The following is a 22,169-nucleotide window of genomic DNA, read 5'->3' as shown; positions in this document are numbered from 1 at the left end:
GTCCTTCTTTCCTACTACTTCTCATCACAATACGACAGTGACCACCTGAATCAATCCGAAGATCAACTCAAGTGGTCACGCTCACCTACTTGGAACAAGTGTACTTAGCTACCCACTCGTTCAAAGGAAGGAAACTCAACTCGAAGAGTTCTGCATAAGTAATGCGGAAACTCGGAGGGGTCTTGAACGTCTCCGATTCCTTCTGCACTTGAGCAGACTCAAGCATGAGTCCATCCTTTTCGAAAAAGATAGACGGTCCATCTGTTGACACGACGAACTCTGAATGGCCTTCCAGAGGCGTACGAAAATCGGCACCCTTGTAAGAAAAGGTCATTGCTGTGTTATTCATCCACAGAGAACCAGTAACTTCTTCATTCTGACGATTTGAATGCCCAATAACGATCTCCATTTCATTGGAAACTGATGCAGACATTTCGAATCGGTGACGCATGTGCCGAATAAAACCCTCGAACCTCCCCACGATCTGAAAGGTGCCATCTGTATTCGGTCGGACGATGAAAGGAACCTCGTGCATACCAACATAGTCAAACATCACAGCTCCAGTAGGCGTGTAGGAAATAAAAACCTTATACCCATTATAAATGAGTATCAATGGATTAAAAAGTTCAAATCTCAAATCAATCCGATGACAGAATCAGGGCAAATAGTATTGATCACCATCATGAGGATGGGATACTGAAAGTTAAACCAACTATGCAATTTGATTACATCGATACTCGTCTATCATTCGAGTTCAATGTAACCTACTTAAATTGATAGATTTACAAACAACTTACTAATTATTATAATAAATAGGTAATAATGATTCTTCACACAGAAAGAGAAAATACATGTCTGATGAGCAGTCCACCAAGCTTCACTGCCACCCTCTGAAGCCCACAAAGTCTGCTCGGGCTACTAGCAGGGTGATCGACTTTTTCCGAGAGACGGATAATTACTCACGGGAGTCTATCATCAATAAGGTCGTTGAGCGTACAAGTCGAGAGAAGAACTACACTCCTACACAGATGCGGCAACTGAAGAATTTTCTCTACAGTCTGGAAGTTTGCACGGGTTGTGACGAAGCAACCTCTTTTCTGTAAAACAACGCTCGATGTTTCAATTAGCCTCATTCTGATTGAAACATCGGGCACGACTAATTCTCTTCGAAAAATTTGTTTGGTACTTTCAGAAGAACAGCAAAGCAAAGCTGGAACACTCCTACAATATAGAAGAAGTAATACAAGGACAACAAAAGTTACCCAATGTGATGTTTCGTTGTTTACCGGAAAAGAAAAAAGGTTTACTGGTGAAATGACAGATAACTTACGTCAGACTATTGCACGAATTGGCTATGAAGTGGATGATTTAACAGAATAGGTTATCCCCAAAAATTACATATTCTCATCAAAAGAGCAGACTCTCTAACATAGAATCTGCTCTTTTGATGAGTGTAAGTGACGTTGTTTTTTCTGTCCAGATCATTGTAAACGATCCAGATCTACCGATTTCTCTTTTAAGATTCACTTAATGTCAGAAATAGAGAATAAGGAAACTCGTCATAGTTTATTTCCTAGCGCTAACAATCTTTGTAGGTACCCACGGGCCAGACCACCAACCTTGCCACCCAGCATCTTTCATTTGAACATTTTTCATCCCCATCGAATTTAGAACTTCCACATATTCTTTTGATTTACTTAAATCAGCTATGATAAGAATTCCGCCTTTTTTTAATACACGATAGGCTTCTGTTAAAGCCTTTTTTCTTCCTGCTTGATCTTTGATATTGTGAATAGCAACATTGCTCGTCACATAATCAAAACGCTCATCTTCAAACGGTAAATCCATCATATTGGCGGTCTTCAACTCAATCTTTTCATCAACACCTTCCAATACTGAATTATGTTTTGTAACGTTTATTTTATTACCAGACTGATCCATGCTTCTCCATATATCAACACCCACTACTTTCCCTTTATTCCCAAGCCGTTTAGCAGCAATCACCAAAACAGCTCCTCTGCCACACCCTAAATCCAATATTTCTGAATCTGGATGAATGGATAGATGATCAAAGATCTTCTCCCAAATATTAAACTTTCCACGAAAAGTCGAATGTAAATAAATAGACCCGCATATTAAATAGAAAGCTCCCAATATGAAAAGCCAATAAAACCATGAATACCTTTGACTAATGAAAACCAAACCAAATGAAACGAACACCAGACCTAAAGCAAAAAACATCAACGGTACATAGGGAGCATCTATCCCGTATTTTCCTTTTTTCTTCATTTCATCATTCCCTTAACTGAGTCATTTTCCCAATTTACTATACTTTTATAAACGCTAAAAAATACTAATTTAATAAAATGTCACTTTATGTTAATTGGCTTTATATAAGGATGAAGGGGAAAAACAAATTGTTTTCTATCCAACTTCAATACAATGCGCGAAACTCATTCCCAACTAATACTGTATAGTATAAACCTTTTCCTGCAGAGAGACAGATTATAAAAAATTATTAGAACAAGCTACAGTCATATAAAAAAACAAATCCGATAAGGTGTGAAACATTCATGGTCTGGTATAGAGGAACTACTATTTTCCAAGAATATGAAGACGGTAGCCGTTTCCTACTTGTCGTTGTAGATAATAGTACTTTTCAAACGAACCTCCAGACTGAAGAGACTCAGGAATTTAAAATATGACACTTTCCCTATTCTAAGATTCACGAACTAGTTGCGAATTTCTCGTTGATCCACCTACTTTCAAATCCTCAAACGCACGATCCCCCACGTTTCTTCGTGTACATAATCTGATAACAATTGATCAAGCGATTGACATCGACGATGCTTTCTGTTCGATCGCTGATTTTGGCTCCTGTTTTGAGCATGGCGATCATTTTTGTGTGCAAATGAAAAAAGCCGTCATCTGACGACTCTCATGTATATACTTTCCTCGTATTCGGCTGCCTGGACAACTGGATGTTGACCAGACGAGTGCATCAGGTGTGCACATTTACTAGGATTCCAGCAAAGAACATGAAGTAAATGCTACTTCAAACGCTTAATTGAACACTTAATCTCGCCGTTGTCTTCTAGAATCTCTGATTTTCCTACTTGAATCGTATTTGTTCGATATTTAGGATCACAGAGAGGATTATTTTTCACAACCTCTGTTTGCGACCTATCTATGAACGTATTCCAACGAGACTTCTCTACTCGAATAAGGTCTACAGATTTGCGTTCAACAACTAGAAGATACTCTTTCTTGGGATTGGAGAACTTACCCAAAGTGACAGTCTCACGCGGTTCTTGTGGATCTCCATTTAGCTTGGTGCTGCCAATCTCGTGATTATGAATTGTGTAAGCATCATCGTATTCGATCTCCCAATAATCTCCAAGAACAGATTTAAGCGTTAGTTTGTTCATGTGAGAATCCTCTCAAAGTCACAGACTGTATTTCAGCCTAAACCCATTATAGAATAGAACAATTCTTTAATACCAATATTATCATCTAACATACTCTTACTATTTTAGTAATCAGATGATTGTAACGTTGTTCGTATCCGAAAACTATATACGCCGATCTGTATAATAGTGTTATTGTCGTCTGAATTGGCTTATAACGAAAACAAATAAAAAAGCGCCACTAAACCTGAGTTACGCAAAACGTAACTGTGCACTATGCCCTAGACGTAACGCTTCTTTTTGAGCTATATGGAGCACTTTAGATGCTCTCTTATTAAGTCCACCTCTCATCATATTAGAGAATGGATAAGCAAGAATCTTAAGAAATTCGTTCAAACATCCCAATCCTCCTTTGCTGCTGTACTCGTCAGATAAATTCCATTTATTAGGGTAATTGTACTTGACTGCACGCATGATGGTTCATCGTTTGCGACTACCTCTCATCTTTGGATTATTTGATATTAGTTTTGCTGCAATACGAGCTTTTTCCAATTTAGTTAATTTTCTTTTCTCTTCCTTATTTGAGATAGATCGCTTTATTTCAGCCTCTCTTTTTTTGCGCCTTTTTAATTGTTTTTCTAATCGCTTTTTCAATTCCTTTTCCTTATGTGATTGTTTATCGATTCTATTTATTACTCCATTTTCAAATCCTTCCCCATGATCTGCTGAAATGGTTCGTCCTCTAACTATTTTTGCGCTATACCCTCTTCCACTCAATTCTCATTTCAATCCGGACAAAAAATTCACCATAAAGACATAATTTTCTTGATTATACCACTTGTGATATACTTCATTTATAGTCTGATAATATAAAATCCTACGATTAATGTAGAATAAAACTCCACGCTGACCACCTTTCAATTGGACGATGTTCCTTTTTTTGAGTATTCGAATCATTCTATCAACTCTTGTATATAAAATAGGCATCTATTTTCCTCTGAGACGAACGAAAATAAAATTAAGGGAAATCCTATATTACCTTGATATATTTATTGAATTTGACCACGTAGAGTTCGAATATGGCGATATAAATTAAAAACACGTTCATATGACCGTGATTTAATGATAGGAAAACATCGTCAAGCTGTACAAACACAACAAAACCACCTGTGAAGGTGGCGAATTTTCATATCAGCGGCCTATCCCTAATACTGCATTATTGATAACTTCCTTACTCTATCTTTCTGTCCATCCTATGAAGTTTAATCACATAAACCTAATCCTCTTTTGTTTCAAAATAATCTTCGAATTCTTCTTCTGTAAGCCATTCTCTTTCTTGTAGAGAGTACACTCCCGTCGTGTCGTGTATCTGGATCATACCAGTGATTGGAGAGTTTCCACTTGCTTCGTGATATAAATTAGCAAACCATTCACATAGATAATCAATTGCTAAATCATCTAACTCCCCAATTTCTTCAGAACTCATTTGTTTGACTTCATCTAAGTGATTATAAGCTAGAAACCCGAAGGATAACTTACCAAATTGGGTTTTATATAAAGGAGTACCAAATGCATCTTCGTCTATATGATAATCACTATCTTTCATAGCAAAAGGGGTAAATCCAAAGGTTCCAGAATAACCTTGTATCTCAAATAAAATGAGATGGGTATCTGGATGAAAAGGAAAATTTAATATTTTCTTTAATACATCTAGAGTAGCTTCTCGTTTTTCATCATAGGAAGCAATAATTTTTTGCTTCCATTCATGATCAAACATCATTCCCGCATCCTTTCCTAACTCGTTTCAGTTATCTTTTACCTGTAGTAATTTCCCCCGCCCCAGACAGTTCGACCTCCAGTATGTGGAATCATATCATGTACTTGTTGATCAACAAGTTGCATTCTGCCTGGAGTTTCGTTGTGATTCCACACATAGCCAATAGGGGTTTGTCCTTTTTTGATCCAATCCATATTACTTTGAAGTAACTGTCTTTTCAAGTTGGGATCATTGTTAATTTTATTCCACGTTTGTGGAGTTACTCCTAATCCGTTTTTTAGCATTAGTTGATCTACTGTGGTTAAACCCATTTGCTCCACATTAGGTGTTTCCTTCAGAAAACTTTCCATCTTTACTTTACCGTTTCCAATGCCATTTCCATGTTGCAAGACACGTAAAAATGTATCATCGACTTTTCCTTTTAAAGAAGGAGAATTACTCATTTTCGTATAGAGTTCTCTGTTCAACTTGTTAAACTGAGCTGTATCCGATTGAAACCAATCTTTTTGTTGTAGTTTGGTTTCATAAGTAGTATAACGTTTAAAATCAGGAAAACCGTCCTTACTATATTTTATAGTATCTTTTTGCCCGTTTATCTCAATTTCTTTTCCTTTATTCCAATATTTGTTACCTCTAAGTTTAACCTTATTGCCTAAGTAATCAGTTACATATCTGTTCCCTCTTGAACCTGCTTCTACCTTCCCCATATTGGAATTGGGAGTATGCTTAGTCGGAACTGATCGATCTCTCGGATATTGTTTATCTGCTATTGCTTTTAAATTTTGTAATTCATTAAGGGCTATCCTCGATCTTGCTGCCAATCGTTGACTTTGCACCTGATTTTGGACGAGTTTTATTGTTACTTTACATATACAACGGTATCTAATTAAGATAAGTGTAGGTGAAACTCTCGTTCTACTTATTTCTTTACAATCGCAATTACTCGTACTAGCTTCTGCAACACCAATAAAAGAAAATTTAGGCAGTTCAGGATCTACACTACTTATGAAACTTAAAGCATCATTGAATGACTTAATATCTGCTTCAGTCAATTTTATAAAGTTATTTACTGCCTGTTGTACTAAAGCTTTATTTTCTCCAGATTGACTGTTTACTTCACTTAGTAGGTCAAGCGCTTCTTGGTGTATATCATCAAGTTCTTTTTGTTTATCTTTTGTATAGTAAAAAGAAAGTGTTGTTGCTATTAGTTTTTCTTGTTGTTCAGCAGCCTCTTCAGTAGATTGAGGTTGTTTTTTAAATTTGGAAAGAGCTTCTACGATTTTTGGATTTGTATACGAATCCGGAACTGATAGGGTATCTCTTTGTGCGGTCAAACTCTCTAAGTCATCTAGTTGATTCAGAAAGGTTTCCACTTGTTTATTTATTTTTATCTTTGAAGTATCTGCTTTAGGTTGATTTGGAATACACCCACCTGCCATTAAACTTAAAACAAAAATCCAAAGAAGAATTATCTTTTTCATGCCATTTCTCCCTTCCTATTTTTTCTATTTTAATTATATTATATAAAATTGTTATTTTATATAATATTCTAACAAATGATGAAGGGTATTATTTTTACTAAAGAATTAAAAAGAGACTAAAATGAGGAAAGCAAAAAATAAAAAACTGACCAGCGATAGCCAGCCAGAATAAGAAAAGTTTAGATGTGATATAAAATATAAAAAGTGAGGATTCCCTCTCACTTTTTATGCGTAAAATTAGGCGACCTGCTACATCCAAAGAAGCAGCAGGTCAGATCCTTTCAGAAGCTAACGAATCACATCGGAAATCTGTACTTCAGCTACCTTCGGATAACCGTGGTCTTCTTGACTTTCATGTTCTGACTGTTATCCCCAGCTGCCTCACCACTGACCTTATCTCTACCCTCTGGATTAGTGGGCTTAGCCAACAATGACATAATCAGCGACGTGCTTTGGATCGAATTGATGTATCCACCGTATTGGCTATCAATCCATGCATAAGTCTTGCTGACCCAGCGTTTGGCAGTCGACTTCTTACCTGCTTTCCTAAACTCCATCTTAATCCTGCAAATGTGGTGTCCGGCGGTGCAGTCATGGTATGACTTGCCTGTCAGGGAAGCGAGTACCTTGTGCAGAATGTGGCTGCACTCCCTCAGCTCTTCCACATCAATAAACCAAGTGTTGGTTTCCGAATTTAGAGTTGGCTCAAAGTTGCGGTTACACGCTTTCGAAAGTGTCCGAACCATGTGCTCAACTTTGAATGGTGTGATGGATGTGTCCATGTCTTTCTCCTAAAAGGGATTACTATGTGAATATTTTACATAATAATACCCTTCAATATCAATTGTTTCCTTTGACACCATGGGATTCTTGGGTAATCCTCCATACTATAAGGAAATTTACAAAGCTTAGACCGAGAGCCCCTCGGCAAGTAATCGTCTGCCTTCTTTCACGATGTTTTTGGCTGCATTGATGTCCTGATCGTGGTAAACACCATATTCTGGGTATGTTGTGTTTATTTTCAAAAGAGGCAGAAGTTCATTGGGTAGTGATTTTCTAAGTTGTTTTAGTTATCGTATGGAATTACGAATTCCATACGATAACAACCCTTCTTTCCAGTAGTCAAATAGCTACGATAAAAATAAAAATGGTTAAATTATAACTATTAAAAATCAAATATGTAGCAGGAATACGATCATATGTGTGGAATTATAAAACAGAAAATACGTTCGTGGTGGTGGAGAAGTGTACGCAAAACTGATGAGTGCGAGTGTTCTTGGAGTTGACGGTTTCTTGGTAGAAGTGGAAGTAGATATTAGTAATGGATTGCCGATGTTTGATATCGTCGGGCTCCCTGACTCTGCTGTACGGGAAGCAAAAGAAAGAGTGAGAGTGGCAATCCGAAACAGTGGAGCAAATTTTCCACTTCAACGAATTACTACGAACCTAGCTCCAGCAGATATAAAAAAAGAAGGTTCCATTTTTGATCTCGCTATCGCGCTTGGTGTTATCGTTTCCAGCGGGCAAGGGGAAATCGCTGATTTTGAACAATACCTAATTATCGGTGAGCTGGCTCTGGATGGAAAACTTCGTGCTCTCTCTGGTGTTCTGCCAATGGTTATGGCAGCCCGTGAAAGCGGATTGACAAAAGTGCTTTTGCCGCGTAAAAATGCAGCCGAAGCTGCTTTAGTAAACGGGATGGAAATAATACCTGTAGAAACCTTGCAAGAAGCAATGCAATTTTTTAAAGGAGAATGGAAACCATCACCATTACCGGAAGAAGTAGCAGAACAATCCTTTCAAACTGTACTCGATTTAGCAGATGTTCAGGGTCAAACACATGTTAAAAGAGCCATGGAAGTAGCTGCTGCTGGTTCCCATAACCTCATTTTAATCGGTCCGCCTGGTTCGGGAAAAACCATGTTAGCAAGGAGAATTTCAACTATCCTGCCTCACTTAGCGAAACAAGAAGCATTAGAAGTGACCAAAATTTGCAGTATTGCCGGATTGATTCAAGACAGAGGCAGATTAATATCGGAAAGACCGTTTCGATCACCGCACCATACCATTTCTCAAGCTGGATTAGTAGGCGGCGGCGCTATTCCTAAACCAGGAGAAGTAAGTCTGGCTCATCGCGGTGTATTATTTTTAGATGAATTACCAGAGTTTTCAAAATCCGCTTTGGAAGTATTGCGACAGCCGTTAGAAGACCGTGAAGTCACCTTGGGAAGAGCACGTGCAGTGCTGACATTTCCAGCTGAGTTCATGCTTGTTAGTTCGATGAACCCTTGCCCGTGCGGATATTATAAATACGATGATGATCGGCCTTGTACATGTAATGCGCAACAGATTCAGCGTTATCGAGCAAAAATATCCGGCCCGCTGCTCGATCGGATCGACTTGCATGTCGAAGTTCCTAGAGTTGACTTTGGAACATTATCCAATAAAACTGCGAATGAATCTTCTAAGACAGTTCGCGAACGTGTCAATAAGGCTCGAAATATTCAAAAAGAACGATTTTCCCAGTCAGCTACGCTATGCAACAGCACTATGACCCCATCTGAAATAAGAGCATTTTGTGAACTAGATTCCAATGCACAAGAATTACTGCGTCAATCTTTTGATGTTTTGGGATTAAGTGCAAGAGCTCACGATCGGATTTTAAAAGTAGCAAGGACTATTGCCGATTTAGCTGGCAGCACAAACATCGAAATTTCTCATATTGCAGAAGCAATTCAATATCGCACATTGGATCGTAAATTTTGGGATTAGTTAATACAAATTGATTCATTTTTTGAATAAAAAAGAGAATAACTCTGTAGATATGAATAAATATTTAATTTACTCTACTTGAGCAAAAATAGATACAAAAAATCCCAAGCAAAGATATGACTGGCTGTAGCATCCTTTGTTGCTTTTTACAACAGACGCGAAAGACGTACACATCAAACACATTTGGAACAAAATGTTATTAAATTTGCTCATCTGTAGTAATTTATATAGATTGTCGTACCATGGTTCCTGTTTTAAAGAAAATCGTGATACTATCTTGAACAACACATCCAATGCAACTTTCCAGAAATGTTCCCAAATTAATTAATATAATGATTACTAAAAACAGGGGAAATATTTTTTAAGAATATAAACCACTTCGCTACCTGATATGGTATTATTTTAGATGATTTCAAATATAAGGAGAATTGATTAGATGGAAGGAAACAGAAATAATATTGTCATTACTATGCCTATGAAAAGTATGGGTCTCTCGATACTCTTAACCTTTTTATTTGGACCATTTGGACTGCTATATTGCAGTATTTTAGGCTTTTTTATTATGTTACTTGTGGATCTTGTTGTTGGAATACTAACGTTTGGATTTGGACTTTTTATCACTCATCCTATTACCATCGTTTGGGGAATAATCGCTGTAAAACAATATAACGAGAAACTCTTATACCAAACAAATGTTTAATACATAAAAACAAAAAAAGAAGTGTAGAAATCCTCTACACTTCTTTTTTTACCGCTAATTGAATTCATTTTATCTTTTCATCTCTAAGACCCACAAATATCCGTTTGGTATCGCTATATCTACCAACTCTAATAACAAATAACCACTCCGATAAATTATATCTTCCAAAGATGTGTAGTTTCTTGTCTCGATCTTTTGCAACCGATGCACAAAATCAAATGCCGGAGCAAATAGTTCTGGCTTTGTTGCATGATGTTGTTCAGGAGTAAAGTTGTCAATAAAAAGCATGTACCGACTATTTGGAAACGATTTCTTGAAAGATTGGAGCATTTTAACACACATATCATCATCGGTAATATGATGCATAAAGAAATCACAAATCAATATATCAACTTCCGGATATACACCTTGAATATTAGTATAGTCCGCATAGTAAGCTTGAATGGAAGAAGTAGTATTCATTTGAATATTTTTATTTGCTAATTCTACCATTTTTGGATTTTTTTCAAAACCTAATCCATCTACTTGAAAATCTTCGCAAAGTGAGATGAGGACTTCACCAGAACTACAACCCATATCACATAAAACACCTTTTGGTTCCAGTTTTGAAATGATTTCTTTCAATTGCGGTGTAATTAATCTGCGTTTAATAAGCGAAGCAGAATATGCGACTTGATCCATATCATAATCAACATCTGGCAATGGATGATATTGGTTCTTGGCGATTTCTACACTATGCGCCATCAGTTTTCCATATGCATTAAACCAGTGAACGAACATATCAATATTTTGGACTACTTCCTTACCTGCATCTGTTAACAAATAATAATCCTTTTTATCTTCTACTACTCCTGCATATGCCAAAGCCTGAAACGCACCAATTACCGCCATGGGATGGGGAAACCGTTCACTCTCCACAATTTCTTCTTTTTGAATTGCTCTTTTTTCTAATATTGGAAGAATCCCAACGGTGTGCAACACCATTAAAGCTTGACAACCGATTCCATAAGTAAACATTGTTTGGCTATTTAATAAAGGTTTTGATTGTACAGATGTACTATTCATAGTAAACCTCCAACTCTATTGAAATAATAAAAGTATTATAAATAACCATACTACTTTCAATTCTAATTGGAAAGTCGATTCTACCAATCTTAAAAAAGCAATAGGATTCTGTTATTTATTCATTGATTCTTTTAATAATTTACTAGCATAACCATCTCCGGCTTCTGCCGCTTTTGTTAACCAATGAACAGCTTCTTTTTGTTTTTTTTCTAAAATAGTACCTGTTAGAAGCCGTTCACCAAGCATTCTCATTGCTATTTTCTGCCCTATCTCCGCTGCATTTCGTAAAAGTTTTTCTCCTTCTTCTATTTGTTGTTCTATACCCTCCCCGTTCAATAAACGGCCAATCCATTCATAAAGTGCACCTGTACTACCAAGTTGTATCGCTTTTTGCAGCCATATCACTCCTTCCTTGTCTTCTTTCTGCTCTATTTCTCCATCAATCAAATAACTCCCTAATGTCCACATCGCTTCAATATGGCCCGCTTCTGCTGCAAGACGCAGCCATTTCGCTCCTTCGTTAGGGCTATCCTCGATTAAGTGGTAACCTAATTCATACATCGCACTTCGATGATTTTTCTCTGCAGCGAAGTATAATAATTCCAAACCTAATTTGCCGGGATCATTGGGATAGACATCAGAATAAACACTGCCAATTTGTGATTCTTCTTGTAATAAAGCAATAGCAATTGAATACAGAATGTCGATCGGGGCTGTTTGATGAAAGAGAAAATGCTTTTTTGACAGTTGCTTTACTATCACTTGAATCTCTTTGCTTTCCTTGTCCATCGATCTCCCCTTTTATATTTAAAGAGCACGACTAGAAGTAATTCCTAATCATGCTCTCTATTTTACTACCTACGTAATCCCATTGCCTGTTCTACTTCTCGCAATGTGACGGATGCAACCTCTCTTGCCTTTGCTGCACCTTCATCCAAAATTTGATCTAATTCAGATGTGGTAATCAACTCATGATAACGAGTTTGAACCGGACGGAGCAATTCGATCACTGCTTCTGCTGTGTCTACTTTGAGATGTCCATAGCCTTTTCCCTCATAATCTTTCTCCAACTGCTCGATTGTTTTGCCAGTACAAAGAGAATAAATCGCTAGAAGGTTGGAAACTCCGGGTTTTGCTTCTTTATCAAAACGGATCATGCTATCTGAATCAGTCTGAGCTCGTTTTAATTTCTTTAAAATATCTTTTTCACTGTCTAACAGACGAATGGTAGCATTTTGATTTGGGTCTGACTTACTCATTTTTTTGGTTGGTTCTTGCAGCGACATAATCCGCGCACCTACTTTTGGTGCACGCATTTTCGGCAGCGGGAATAATTCACCATATCGATGATTAAAACGCTGTGCGAGATCACGTGTGATTTCAATATGCTGTTTTTGGTCATCTCCAACAGGAACATCAGTTGTTTTATATAGTAAAATATCAGCTGCCATCAATGGTGGATAGGTGAGCAGACCAGCAGGAATGGATTCCCCTTTATCTAGCGCTTTCTCCTTGAACTGGGTCATTCTCTCCAGTTCCCCAACATAAGAAATCGTCTGCATAATCCAAGCTAACTGCGCATGTTCAGGAACTTCTGACTGAACAAACAGCGTTGTTTTTTTGGGGTCCAAACCAACTGCTAAATACAATGCAGCAAGGCTTCTTGTATTTTCGCGAAGTTGTGTTGGATCTTGAGGAACAGTGATCGCATGTTGATTAACAATACAAAAATAGCTTTGTTCTTCCTCTTGGTAATGGACGAAATGTTTTATTGCACCTAAATAATTTCCTAACGTAAATGCTCCACTTGGCTGTACACCCGAAAATACAACTGCCATTTCAAATCCTCCTCAAAATAAAAAAGCCCACTCATCCCTATGGTTAGGGACGAATGGACCGCGTTGCCACCCTAGTTATTTTCAATTGAAAATCGCTCTCTACTCGTAACGTGAGTAATACGAAAAAGCTCCCAAGCCCATTCCACAATATGCCTTTGCTTGTTTACACCACCCACAAGCTCTCTGAAAAAAGAAGATAAAGTGTACTTTTCTTGTTCAACGCTTTTTATCCTATTGCGAAAAAGAATAGCATCCTTTTGCCAATAAGTCAAAGGAATGAGGTAAAGTTGTGAAAATTTTATATCATACAGGAATTGAAAGAAAACACTCGAAATAATATGGTTATTACTTCACTGTCAAGAAAGGGATTTTTATGTATACGTTATCATCTTCATCACATGTTGATTTATGGCTATTTTCGATTGAACCTAATTTTTACACTGATCGTGCTGCTGCATTTTACTCCTTATTATGTCCGTTTGAACAAGAGAAAGCGAATAAATTTCATTTTGCTGCTGATCGCGAAAAATATATTATCAGCCATAGTATAATGCGTCAATTATTGTCCTCCTACCTCGGATGTAAGCCAAACGATATATCATACCAAACAAATGCATATGGAAAACCATCCTTAGCTGCCAGCTATCCTTCTATTCATTTTAATTTAACCCATTCTCATGAACTGGGAGCGTTAGCTATCTCTACTTGTCCGATTGGGGTAGATATAGAAAAAATATGTCCTTTAGAAGACTATTTATCTTTAACGAAACATTTTCTATCTTCGCAAGAAAGAAAAAAATTTCAAACGCTTTCACAAGAAGAACAACAACTTGCATTTTACCGGGCTTGGACAAGAAAAGAAGCTTATATCAAAGGAATCGGTATGGGGTTATCCTATCCAATTGATCAAGTAACCATTAGTTTACAGGAAGATGCGAAAATATTAAAAGATCAAGCAAATCCAAACAATCAGGCAAAATGGGATTTATTATCATTTGAGCATGATGATTATATTGGAGCAGTGACATTTCCCAAAAATCACTTTTTTGAAGTGAATGTTCGGCAGTATCTGCAAAACAATGAATAAATCAAAAAAAGATGAGTGGAGTGAAAAACAACTAAAAGTATAGTTTGTAGAGAATCAAGGAGAGTCATGTTCGCCACCATCCACAAGCCGTTCCCGTTCCGGTGATGCCGAACTTCCATTCGATCGAGTGGTCACTCATCAACATGAGTACATACAGTCGGGAAATCTGCTTCTTCTCTACCAATCGATCTGAATTTCGAGGAATCTGTCCGAAGATGCGGATCGAGGTAGAGTGTGAGTAGGCTATCAGCAAAAACACGACAAGTCGGTACATCGTCACAAGACCACCTTCTGATGGGAGCTGAACGATGTCTAGTTCGAGTTCCGACTCACTAAGCTCGACGGAGACGAGAACAGCTACAACTTGAGGTGGTACGACAGCAAGGTCGGTGAGGTTAGCTTCACTCAGTATACTAAGAAGGTGCACGACAGGGCGGTGCTGACCTTCGAGGCGAACATCCAGCTCTGCCTGATCTGACAAAAAGGCTGCGGGTACAAGAGATCTCTTGTACCCGCAGCCCCAAATTTTTCCGTATTAATAATCAGTATTTGCTTTTTCCCCTGAAATGATCGCTACACCTGCACTTGCTCCAATCCGATTTGCCCCTGCATCAATCATCGCTTTTGTATCTTCAAAACTACGAATTCCTCCAGAGGCTTTTACTCCTAGTTTCTCCCCAACGGTTTTACGCATCAATGCAACTGATTTCACCGTCGCGCCACCTGTAGAAAATCCAGTAGATGTTTTCACAAAATCTGCACCTGCTTCTGCGGCAAGCTGAGAAGCTCGAACAATCTGCTCATCGGTCAAAAGAGAAATTTCAAGGATAACTTTTACTAAAGCTTTCCCTTTTGCTGCTTCCACCACTGCACGAATATCATTTCGCACATATTCATCATTGCCCTCTTTTAGTTCACCAATGGATATTACCATATCCACCTCAGTAGCACCTTTTTCGATGGATAGTTTGGTTTCATAAGCTTTAACTTCGGAAAGTGTCGCTCCAAGTGGAAAACCGATGACAGTACAAACTTTTACATCAGGAGTATCTTTTAAAATCTCATATGCTGTTGCTACTTTATTGGGTTGAACACAAACAGAAGCAAAATGATGTTCTTTTGCCTCTTCTGCTAGTTTTTGAATTTCTGCAGTAGTTGCATCAGCTTTCAATAATGTATGATCAATATATTGTGCAATATTATCCATTCTCGACACCTCTAATACTTCATTTATTTCAATAACTGTTTTACTTTTTCTACCACATTTTGCACAGTAAATCCATATTTTTGTTGTATTACTTCACCAGGTGCAGAAGCGCCATAGGTAGTAATGCCTAGTATATCCCCATCTCTTCCAGTATATCGCTCCCATCCTAATGGATAAGCCATTTCAACTGCTAATCTTTGAGGAACATCTGGTAAAAGGACAGAATCTTGATATTCTCTGCTTTGTTGCTCAAATAATTCCCAGCTTGGCATGCTGACAACCCTTGTTGCAACACCTTCTTTTGTGAGCTGGTAATGTGCTTCCATCACTAGACTCACCTCTGAGCCAGTGGCTAATAATATGGCAGTTGGTTTTTTACCGTCTTTTGGATCTGCTAACACATATCCTCCTCGAACCAAACCATCTTGTGCCTTGTTATAAGTTAATTGAGGAAGCTTTTGCCTTGATAAAACTAGCGCGACAGGTTCCTTTGCCTTGCTTAGTGCATAACGATAAGCTTCCATCGTCTCCGTAGCATCTGCTGGACGAATAACCGTTAAATCGGGAATGGCACGTAAGGAAGGTAGTTGTTCAATTGGTTCATGTGTTGGTCCATCTTCCCCAACTGCAATACTATCATGGGTAAAAATATAAAGTACTGGCTGCTCCATCATGGCAGCAAGTCGAAACACAGGCCGCAAATAATCAGAGAATACAAAGAAAGTAGCACCGTAAGGGCGAATCCCCCCATGTAATGCAAGCCCATTTAATGCAGACCCCATCGCATGCTCACGAATCCCAAACCAAATGTTTCGACCATCATACGAATTTCTGCTGAAAATTGCTTGATCTTTTAAATGTGTCTTATTTGATGATGCTAAATCAGCTGAACCGCCCATGAGAGCAGGTACTGTTTTTGCTAGTGCATTTAGTGCTGCTTCCGAGGCATCTCTCGTAGCAAGAGGAGCAGAATCACCATCATACGTAGGAATAAATTTGTCCCAATCCTCTGTCAGCTCTTGATCGAGTGCTTGCAACAATTGCTTTGCCAACTGAGGGTGAGCCTCTTGATAAGAAGCAAATAGCTTGTTCCATTCCTCTTCTTGCTGTTGACTTTGTTGTTTTAATGGTTCTAAATAAGATTTCACTTCTTCAGGCACTGTAAAAGGATCATATTTCCAACCGAGTGACTGCTTTGTCAATTTAGCCTCTTCGGTTCCGAGTGGTGCCCCATGTGCTGCTGATTTCCCTGCTTTATTTGGACTGCCATATCCAATCACCGTTTTTATCTCAATCAATGTTGGACGACTTGTATCCGCTTTTGCTTCAGCAATTTTGTTAGCGATCGCTTCTATATCATTGCCATCTTCTACTCGCAAATACTGCCAATGGTAAGCTCCAAAACGATCAGCTGTCTTTTCTGTAAATGACTGATCCAAATCTCCATCAAGGCAGATATCGTTGGAATCGTACAAGACAATCAATTTACCCAATCCAAGATGTCCCGCTAAAGAAGCAGCTTCTGCTGTCACACCTTCCATCAGATCTCCATCACCACATATTGCATAGGTGTAATGGTCAACAATGGAAAATGAATCACGATTATAAACACTTGCTAAATGTGCTTCTGCCATTGCCATACCAACTGCCATGCCAATCCCTTGGCCAAGCGGACCTGTTGTCGCCTCTATTCCAGCAGGATAACGATACTCTGGATGGCCATGTGTCACACTGCCCCACTGACGATAATTTTTTAGATCATCGATGCTTAAATCATAACCGAGCAAATACATAATACTGTACAGCAGTGGAGAACCGTGTCCTGCTGACAAAATAAAACGATCACGATTAAACCAATTTGGATTTGCTGGGTTTTGCTTTAAAAACTTCGTCCAAAGTGTATATGCCATTGGAGAAGCACCAAGAGGCATACCTGGATGACCTGAATTGGCTTTCTCAACCATATCGACAGACAAAGTACGAATCGTGTCAATGGTTAGTTGTTCTAAAGCGTTATGTCTATACCGCATTGAAGTTCGCCTCATTTCTTGTTTCACAATAGGTAACCCCATTGCCCTCCTGTATAGAGGGATAATTACAATGGGGTTACTTTCCTGGGTTACTTACGCTGTTGTTTTTTCTTTTCTGTTTTTAACAATACCAAGTATAACAAGAAGAATAACTACCAAGATCGGAACAATATAAACCAAAGCAGAAGATAGTTTAATTAAGTTTCCAAAAATCAGACCAACTGCTCCGAAATCGGCATCACCAAAGGTTGTTCCTTGGAATCCAAGAGATCCAAGTACAGGAAGAAGAAGTGCTGGCAAGAAACTAATAATGAAACCGTTTGCCAATGATCCAAGCATTGCTCCTCTTCGTCCGCCAGTTGCATTTCCAAATACCCCTGAAGTCGCTCCCGTAAAAAAGTGTGGAACTAGTCCTGGAACGATAACTTTTAATCCAAATAACGGGAGTAAAAACATACTGACTACCCCTGCAACAAAACTAAACAAGAATCCGATAATAACAGCATTTGGCGCAAATGGAAAAACAGAAGGACAGTCCAATGCTGGAGTTGCATTTGGAACAATTTTATCAGCAATTCCTTTAAAGGCTGGAACAATTTCAGCAATAACCAATCGTACACCAGCAAGTACAATATAAACACCAGCTGCGAATGTAATCGCTTGCGTTATGGAAAATACGATAAAGTTTTGTCCACCGCTAAGCTGTGATTCAATATAAGATTTTCCTGCTGCGAAAGCAACAACGAAAAACATGATTGCCATTGTTAATGAAATTGCTACAGATGTATCCCGCAAAAAGCCTAATCCTTTTGGCACTTTCACATCTTCGGTCGATTTTTTAGGATTTCCTAAATATTTTCCTACTAATCCGGAAACAAAATATCCAACTGAACCAAAGTGACCTACTGCAATATCATCAGAGCCAGTAATTTTCCGTACCGTTGGTTGTAATAAAGCAGGCATGAGAACCATTAGGAGACCAAGAATGATGGAACCAATAATAACAAGAGCAACTCCTTTGATTCCTCCAGTAGAAAGAATAACTCCGATCATACAAGCCATGTACAGTGTATGGTGACCAGTTAAGAAAATATAACGAAAACGTGTAAATCGAGCGAGTATAATATTGACAATCATCCCAAACAACATAATCATAGCTGTCTCTGTTGCAAATGTTTTTTGTGCTAACGCTACGATCGCTTCGTTATTCGGGATAACCCCCTGAATATGAAATCCCTTTTCAAACATCTTTCCAAAAAAATCAAGTGTACCTGTTATCACACTAGCTCCAGCTGATAAAATGAAGAAACCCATCACCGTTTTCAATGTACCAGAAACGGTATCTGCTGCGCTTTTTCGTTGTAACAACAATCCGAGGAGTGCAAATAGACCAACCAATATCGCAGGTGTACCTAAAATATCTTTCATGATCAAATCTAGCATAAAAGAAAACCTCCTTGATGGATATTGTTTTTTAAGTATCTAAAATGTTTGCTTGCAATGCTTGTTTTAGCTCGTCCATGTTGAACATATTTTTAAGGGAAATTGTTTTTTTACCGCTTAGTTGATCCATGATATCCCCAGAACCAATATAATAATCTGCTTGTTCTGATTTTGCTGTTGTTAAGTCTGTATGTGTTACATCCGCTTCAATTCCTAACTCTTTGATTGCTTTTTTGACATTAAGTTCTAGCATAAAGCTACTTCCTAAACCTGATCCACAAACAACTAATATTTTCATCTTTATTTCCTCCTAAATTTTTGAGTATCGATCAATCAATTCGATTACAGGCTGTTTTTTGTCTGCATTCAAAATCGATTCCACATCATTTTCGTTGGATAGCAGCTCTGATAATTGGGCTAGTGCTTTTAGATGAGATTCTTTATCCTCTGCTGCTAATACAATCATCAACTTTACCGGAGTATCGCTATTTTCGAATAGGATGCCTTCTTGCAAGGTGAGTAAACTCATACCCATTTTTTTGACTCCTTGCTCTGGTCTGGCATGTGGGATGGCAATTTTAGGAGCGATCACCACATAGGGACCGAGCTCCAATACATTTTGAATCATTGCTTCGATATACTCTGCTTGGATTGCCCCTTTTTCTAATAAAGGAGTTGCCGCCAATCGGATGGCTTCTTTCCAATCCTTTGCACTTTGTTGAAGTTGAATCACATCTTCAGTCAATAACTGTTTCAGCACAGGTTTCACCCCTTTCCTAATCGAATGTTTCTCAATTGATAAAAATTGCGCTAAATCGGCAACTAATCTGGATTCATCATTGATCATTGCATGATTTTTTATGATATCTAGCAAATCTGCTAGTGATTGATCTGTTCGCTTTGATTTTCGTTGAACAAGGGAATTAAATTGATTCAACAATGTCTCTTTTTCCAAATCTGTTAAAATCGGATTAACATGAAAAACGGGCAGTTCATGTTTAATAGGAATCGTAGAAACGATAAAATCAACATCATAAGGCTTATATTCATCGAATTCTCGGAGCGATAATATATTTACCACGTCAACGGTTGTTAACAAGTTTTCGATCTGCGATTGTAACAACGAAGAAGTTGATACACCATTTCCACAGACAATCATTGTTCTTTTTCTCGCTTGTGGAACTGTGCCTTCACGTTTTAACCAGCCACCAAAATACATTGCTAAAAATCCGATCTCTTCCTCGTTGAGCCGCTTTCCAATATAAGACTCTAAATGATGAACTACCTTCTTCGTAAGTTGGAAAACTTCACCATATGCTTGCTGAATGGTCCCAACCAACGGATTTTCAATTTCCAAATCGTATTTTAAGCGGTAGTACGTTTGCTTAAGGTGTTTGAGCAAATCTTCTTTTAACCGTGGTGAATCGAGAAAAAATACGCAAGCATATCGCTGGAAGTCAAATACCATTTTTTCTATAATCCATTTGAGATTATTCGTTAACTCGGTATGATCCAATTCATACCGATCCAACTGTATTGATATCCCTAACAGATGCATCGTAATATATGCCACTTCATCTTCTGGAAAAGTAAGATTAAAAATCAAGCCCAGCTTTCCAGCAATATATTCTGCTACTTTAAACTCTGAAGTAGTCCGTAATACTTCTATTTCTTCTTGATCTATTTCAACCAGATTATCTTCTATTATGCGTTTACTAAAAATCAATAAACGGAGCGCCAGTTGACGATGCATCTCATCGGTAATTTGAACATCAAATTTGTACACGCTTTCATTGATTAGTTTTTCAATAGAAGGAAAATAAGTGTGAATGAATAATAATATGTTTTGTTGTCCATTTTTCGTATCGGTAGTCTTCTCATTGAGTACTACTTGTACTTCATTTAATATTTGACTCCAGCTGTCCGAAATGACAATAGGAGACAAATAGTGCAAGAGAGCTTTTCGTTTTTGATTTTCTTCTCCTTCAACGACATATCCTCTGCCATGTTGAAAATGCAAATGGAGAGAGAAAGAAACGAATTCTTCCTTAAGCCGATTTAACTCATGAATCGTTGTCCCTCTGCTTACTTTAATTTTATCCATTAGATCTTTTAAAAATAATTGCTTTCGATACGTAAGCAAGAAAACAGCCAACAAGTTTTTTCTCTCTTTTTCTGAGAAATAGTACTGTTTGGTATCCATTTCTTTTAACAAGACAGAAACATTCTCTTTCGCTTCTTCTGAAAGAGATAATCCAAGCGAACGAACATTTTTTATTGGTTCGAGTTTTTTGGTTTTTAACCAATCGTTGATTTTTTGCAGGTCATAATAAAGTGTTCGTTTGGAAATTTGCATTTTGTCCAGCACTTCTTCAATTGGCAAGTATCCTTTATGTTGAATAACTTGTGTCAGTAGATGAACACTACGCTCATCCAAGCTTATCCCTCCTCTCCAATAGAATGTGCAGAAATTGTACGGATGATGTTTCTATCTATATGTTACACTTTTTCTACAAATATTAAAGATTTTTCGCCGTTCAAATACTGTTACCTGTTTTGTGCAAAGCTTGTACTTCTGCAACATAAGCGTAAAAACACTGATTTCTTGTATGTAATTTTATCAATGTCCCTTTTATTGGAAAATACAAAAGTACATCCGGTAAAATTTTCGTTAAAATCAATAAAATATAAATTTAAGGGGAACTAGAAAAACGAATTGGTTTTAGGGAATAAAAGCCATCATAAAAAAAGGATTTAAGAGCTATAAGTATCAATCCCTAAAACGAACTATTTGGGAATCAATGAGATATTCAGCATAATAATTTTTCTTATTGTCATCTGATATATGACTCGCATCTTGCATTCGTTGATTCGTAATTCTAAAATGAAATTAAGGTTGAATACGAGCGCATGGAGGTCGAGATGACCCAAACAACGACAACTTGGGATGAGCACAACGAGATTCGCGAGGTGGTCTTCGAGAATGCCGAGAAGCTCATCCTGGAGCACTGTGGGAAGGCGCGCCCTCTGTTCACTCGAGAGATCGCTCGTGAAGGGAAGATCTTCGAGCAGGTGAAACAGATCTTCCTGAATGAGGCTGAGCAGCGCCAGATGAACGTCACCGATGACGACGCAGACAACTACACGGAGTATGCGATCGACCATGTACTTAAAGAGATCGTGCGAGCATACCGCCGTAGCGACTCCGACTAATCTCCCTTCAACGCGGCTCAAACGGCGGACTCTTGATCGATCTTTCATTAATCAAGCGATCCACCGAGTCATTTATAAGGATTAAAATGCAAGTTTTATAGATTATATTGCCCTGTGAGAAGCGAAGATAAAAACCACTGACACTAAGT

The 22,169-nt window shown here is 38.0% G+C and carries 23 protein-coding genes and 1 other annotated feature; of the genes, 6 read left to right on the top strand and 17 right to left on the bottom strand.

Going from position 1 to position 22,169, the window contains the following annotated elements; all coding sequences use genetic code 11:
* Nucleotides 1-85: 85 nt before the first annotated feature.
* On the bottom strand, nucleotides 86-451 hold the full coding sequence (locus tag AC5WOC_RS00135; protein WP_496053384.1) for a hypothetical protein: 366 nt from the start codon (nucleotides 449-451) through the stop codon (nucleotides 86-88).
* Between the two features lie 626 nt (nucleotides 452-1,077).
* On the opposite strand from AC5WOC_RS00135, the gene AC5WOC_RS00130 reads away from it, so the two are divergent.
* The gene (locus tag AC5WOC_RS00130; protein ID WP_496053383.1) at nucleotides 1,078-1,380 is read left to right on the top strand and encodes a hypothetical protein; all 303 of its coding nucleotides are present in this window, start codon (nucleotides 1,078-1,080) and stop codon (nucleotides 1,378-1,380) included.
* A 186-nt stretch (nucleotides 1,381-1,566) separates the two neighbouring features.
* On the opposite strand, the gene AC5WOC_RS00125 is transcribed toward AC5WOC_RS00130, so the two are convergent.
* On the bottom strand, nucleotides 1,567-2,289 hold the full coding sequence (locus tag AC5WOC_RS00125) for a methyltransferase domain-containing protein (RefSeq protein ID WP_496053382.1): 723 nt from the start codon (nucleotides 2,287-2,289) through the stop codon (nucleotides 1,567-1,569).
* 284 nt (nucleotides 2,290-2,573) lie between these two features.
* Between AC5WOC_RS00125 and AC5WOC_RS00120 the strand changes: the two genes are divergently transcribed.
* Nucleotides 2,574-2,705, top strand: coding sequence for a hypothetical protein (locus tag AC5WOC_RS00120; protein WP_496053381.1), 132 nt, complete (start codon nucleotides 2,574-2,576; stop codon nucleotides 2,703-2,705).
* Nucleotides 2,706-3,050: 345 nt separating this feature from the next.
* Here the strand turns inward: AC5WOC_RS00120 and AC5WOC_RS00115 are convergent, their stop codons facing one another.
* The 6 genes from AC5WOC_RS00115 to AC5WOC_RS00090 all read right to left on the bottom strand — a co-directional run bounded on the left by AC5WOC_RS00115 (nucleotide 3,051) and on the right by AC5WOC_RS00090 (nucleotide 7,447).
* Nucleotides 3,051-3,428, bottom strand: coding sequence for a hypothetical protein (locus tag AC5WOC_RS00115; RefSeq protein ID WP_496053380.1), 378 nt, complete (start codon nucleotides 3,426-3,428; stop codon nucleotides 3,051-3,053).
* 231 nt (nucleotides 3,429-3,659) lie between these two features.
* Nucleotides 3,660-3,881 carry a hypothetical protein gene (locus AC5WOC_RS00110; RefSeq protein WP_496053379.1) on the bottom strand — a complete coding sequence of 74 codons (222 nt, stop codon included), beginning with the start codon at nucleotides 3,879-3,881 and terminating at the stop codon, nucleotides 3,660-3,662.
* A 6-nt stretch (nucleotides 3,882-3,887) separates the two neighbouring features.
* Nucleotides 3,888-4,061: a hypothetical protein gene (locus tag AC5WOC_RS00105; protein ID WP_496053378.1), complete on the bottom strand. Its 174-nt coding sequence runs from the start codon at nucleotides 4,059-4,061 to the stop codon at nucleotides 3,888-3,890.
* A 622-nt stretch (nucleotides 4,062-4,683) separates the two neighbouring features.
* Nucleotides 4,684-5,187 (bottom strand): hypothetical protein, encoded by a 504-nt coding sequence (locus tag AC5WOC_RS00100; RefSeq protein ID WP_496053377.1) that lies wholly within the window; start codon nucleotides 5,185-5,187, stop codon nucleotides 4,684-4,686.
* 35 nt (nucleotides 5,188-5,222) lie between these two features.
* Nucleotides 5,223-6,665 carry an HNH endonuclease gene (locus tag AC5WOC_RS00095; protein WP_496053376.1) on the bottom strand — a complete coding sequence of 481 codons (1,443 nt, stop codon included), beginning with the start codon at nucleotides 6,663-6,665 and terminating at the stop codon, nucleotides 5,223-5,225.
* Nucleotides 6,666-6,985: 320 nt separating this feature from the next.
* Nucleotides 6,986-7,447: a hypothetical protein gene (locus tag AC5WOC_RS00090; protein WP_496053375.1), complete on the bottom strand. Its 462-nt coding sequence runs from the start codon at nucleotides 7,445-7,447 to the stop codon at nucleotides 6,986-6,988.
* Nucleotides 7,448-7,910: 463 nt separating this feature from the next.
* Here AC5WOC_RS00090 and AC5WOC_RS00085 point away from each other — a divergent pair, with 463 nt between their 5' ends.
* Complete coding sequence (locus tag AC5WOC_RS00085; protein WP_496053374.1) at nucleotides 7,911-9,437, top strand: YifB family Mg chelatase-like AAA ATPase; 1,527 nt, start codon at nucleotides 7,911-7,913, stop codon at nucleotides 9,435-9,437.
* 436 nt (nucleotides 9,438-9,873) lie between these two features.
* Nucleotides 9,874-10,137 (top strand): hypothetical protein, encoded by a 264-nt coding sequence (locus tag AC5WOC_RS00080; RefSeq protein ID WP_496053373.1) that lies wholly within the window; start codon nucleotides 9,874-9,876, stop codon nucleotides 10,135-10,137.
* Nucleotides 10,138-10,206: 69 nt separating this feature from the next.
* Here the strand turns inward: AC5WOC_RS00080 and AC5WOC_RS00075 are convergent, their stop codons facing one another.
* The 3 genes from AC5WOC_RS00075 to trpS all read right to left on the bottom strand — a co-directional run bounded on the left by AC5WOC_RS00075 (nucleotide 10,207) and on the right by trpS (nucleotide 13,040).
* Nucleotides 10,207-11,202 (bottom strand): class I SAM-dependent methyltransferase, encoded by a 996-nt coding sequence (locus AC5WOC_RS00075; RefSeq protein WP_496053372.1) that lies wholly within the window; start codon nucleotides 11,200-11,202, stop codon nucleotides 10,207-10,209.
* Nucleotides 11,203-11,313: 111 nt separating this feature from the next.
* Nucleotides 11,314-11,991 carry a tetratricopeptide repeat protein gene (locus tag AC5WOC_RS00070; protein ID WP_496053371.1) on the bottom strand — a complete coding sequence of 226 codons (678 nt, stop codon included), beginning with the start codon at nucleotides 11,989-11,991 and terminating at the stop codon, nucleotides 11,314-11,316.
* Nucleotides 11,992-12,056: 65 nt separating this feature from the next.
* On the bottom strand, nucleotides 12,057-13,040 hold the full coding sequence (gene trpS / locus AC5WOC_RS00065; RefSeq protein WP_496053370.1) for a tryptophan--tRNA ligase: 984 nt from the start codon (nucleotides 13,038-13,040) through the stop codon (nucleotides 12,057-12,059).
* 42 nt (nucleotides 13,041-13,082) lie between these two features.
* Nucleotides 13,083-13,269 (bottom strand) — a binding site (T-box leader).
* A gap of 144 nt (nucleotides 13,270-13,413) precedes the next feature.
* Here trpS and AC5WOC_RS00060 point away from each other — a divergent pair.
* Nucleotides 13,414-14,127: a 4'-phosphopantetheinyl transferase family protein gene (locus tag AC5WOC_RS00060; RefSeq protein WP_496053369.1), complete on the top strand. Its 714-nt coding sequence runs from the start codon at nucleotides 13,414-13,416 to the stop codon at nucleotides 14,125-14,127.
* A gap of 64 nt (nucleotides 14,128-14,191) precedes the next feature.
* Here AC5WOC_RS00060 and AC5WOC_RS00055 read toward each other — a convergent pair whose 3' ends face one another.
* The 6 genes from AC5WOC_RS00055 to AC5WOC_RS00030 all read right to left on the bottom strand — a co-directional run bounded on the left by AC5WOC_RS00055 (nucleotide 14,192) and on the right by AC5WOC_RS00030 (nucleotide 21,244).
* Nucleotides 14,192-14,554, bottom strand: a complete 363-nt coding sequence (locus tag AC5WOC_RS00055) for a hypothetical protein (protein ID WP_496053368.1) — start codon at nucleotides 14,552-14,554, stop codon at nucleotides 14,192-14,194.
* A gap of 108 nt (nucleotides 14,555-14,662) precedes the next feature.
* The gene (gene deoC / locus AC5WOC_RS00050; protein ID WP_496053367.1) at nucleotides 14,663-15,334 is read right to left on the bottom strand and encodes a deoxyribose-phosphate aldolase; all 672 of its coding nucleotides are present in this window, start codon (nucleotides 15,332-15,334) and stop codon (nucleotides 14,663-14,665) included.
* A 23-nt stretch (nucleotides 15,335-15,357) separates the two neighbouring features.
* The gene (gene tkt, locus AC5WOC_RS00045; protein WP_496053366.1) at nucleotides 15,358-17,406 is read right to left on the bottom strand and encodes a transketolase; all 2,049 of its coding nucleotides are present in this window, start codon (nucleotides 17,404-17,406) and stop codon (nucleotides 15,358-15,360) included.
* Nucleotides 17,407-17,457: 51 nt separating this feature from the next.
* Nucleotides 17,458-18,807 carry a PTS ascorbate transporter subunit IIC gene (gene ulaA, locus AC5WOC_RS00040; protein ID WP_496053365.1) on the bottom strand — a complete coding sequence of 450 codons (1,350 nt, stop codon included), beginning with the start codon at nucleotides 18,805-18,807 and terminating at the stop codon, nucleotides 17,458-17,460.
* Nucleotides 18,808-18,838: 31 nt separating this feature from the next.
* On the bottom strand, nucleotides 18,839-19,105 hold the full coding sequence (locus tag AC5WOC_RS00035) for a PTS sugar transporter subunit IIB (RefSeq protein WP_496053364.1): 267 nt from the start codon (nucleotides 19,103-19,105) through the stop codon (nucleotides 18,839-18,841).
* 12 nt (nucleotides 19,106-19,117) lie between these two features.
* Nucleotides 19,118-21,244 carry a BglG family transcription antiterminator gene (locus AC5WOC_RS00030; protein ID WP_496053363.1) on the bottom strand — a complete coding sequence of 709 codons (2,127 nt, stop codon included), beginning with the start codon at nucleotides 21,242-21,244 and terminating at the stop codon, nucleotides 19,118-19,120.
* Between the two features lie 485 nt (nucleotides 21,245-21,729).
* Between AC5WOC_RS00030 and AC5WOC_RS00025 the strand changes: the two genes are divergently transcribed.
* A complete protein-coding gene (locus AC5WOC_RS00025; protein WP_496053362.1) occupies nucleotides 21,730-22,020 on the top strand; it encodes a hypothetical protein in 291 nt (96 codons plus the stop codon).
* The last annotated feature ends 149 nt before the right edge of the window (nucleotides 22,021-22,169 follow it).

Source organism: Shimazuella sp. NTD247 (assembly GCF_059510415.1).
Note: the sequence above shows the minus strand (reverse complement) of the source record. Positions and strands in the feature narration are given on the sequence as shown.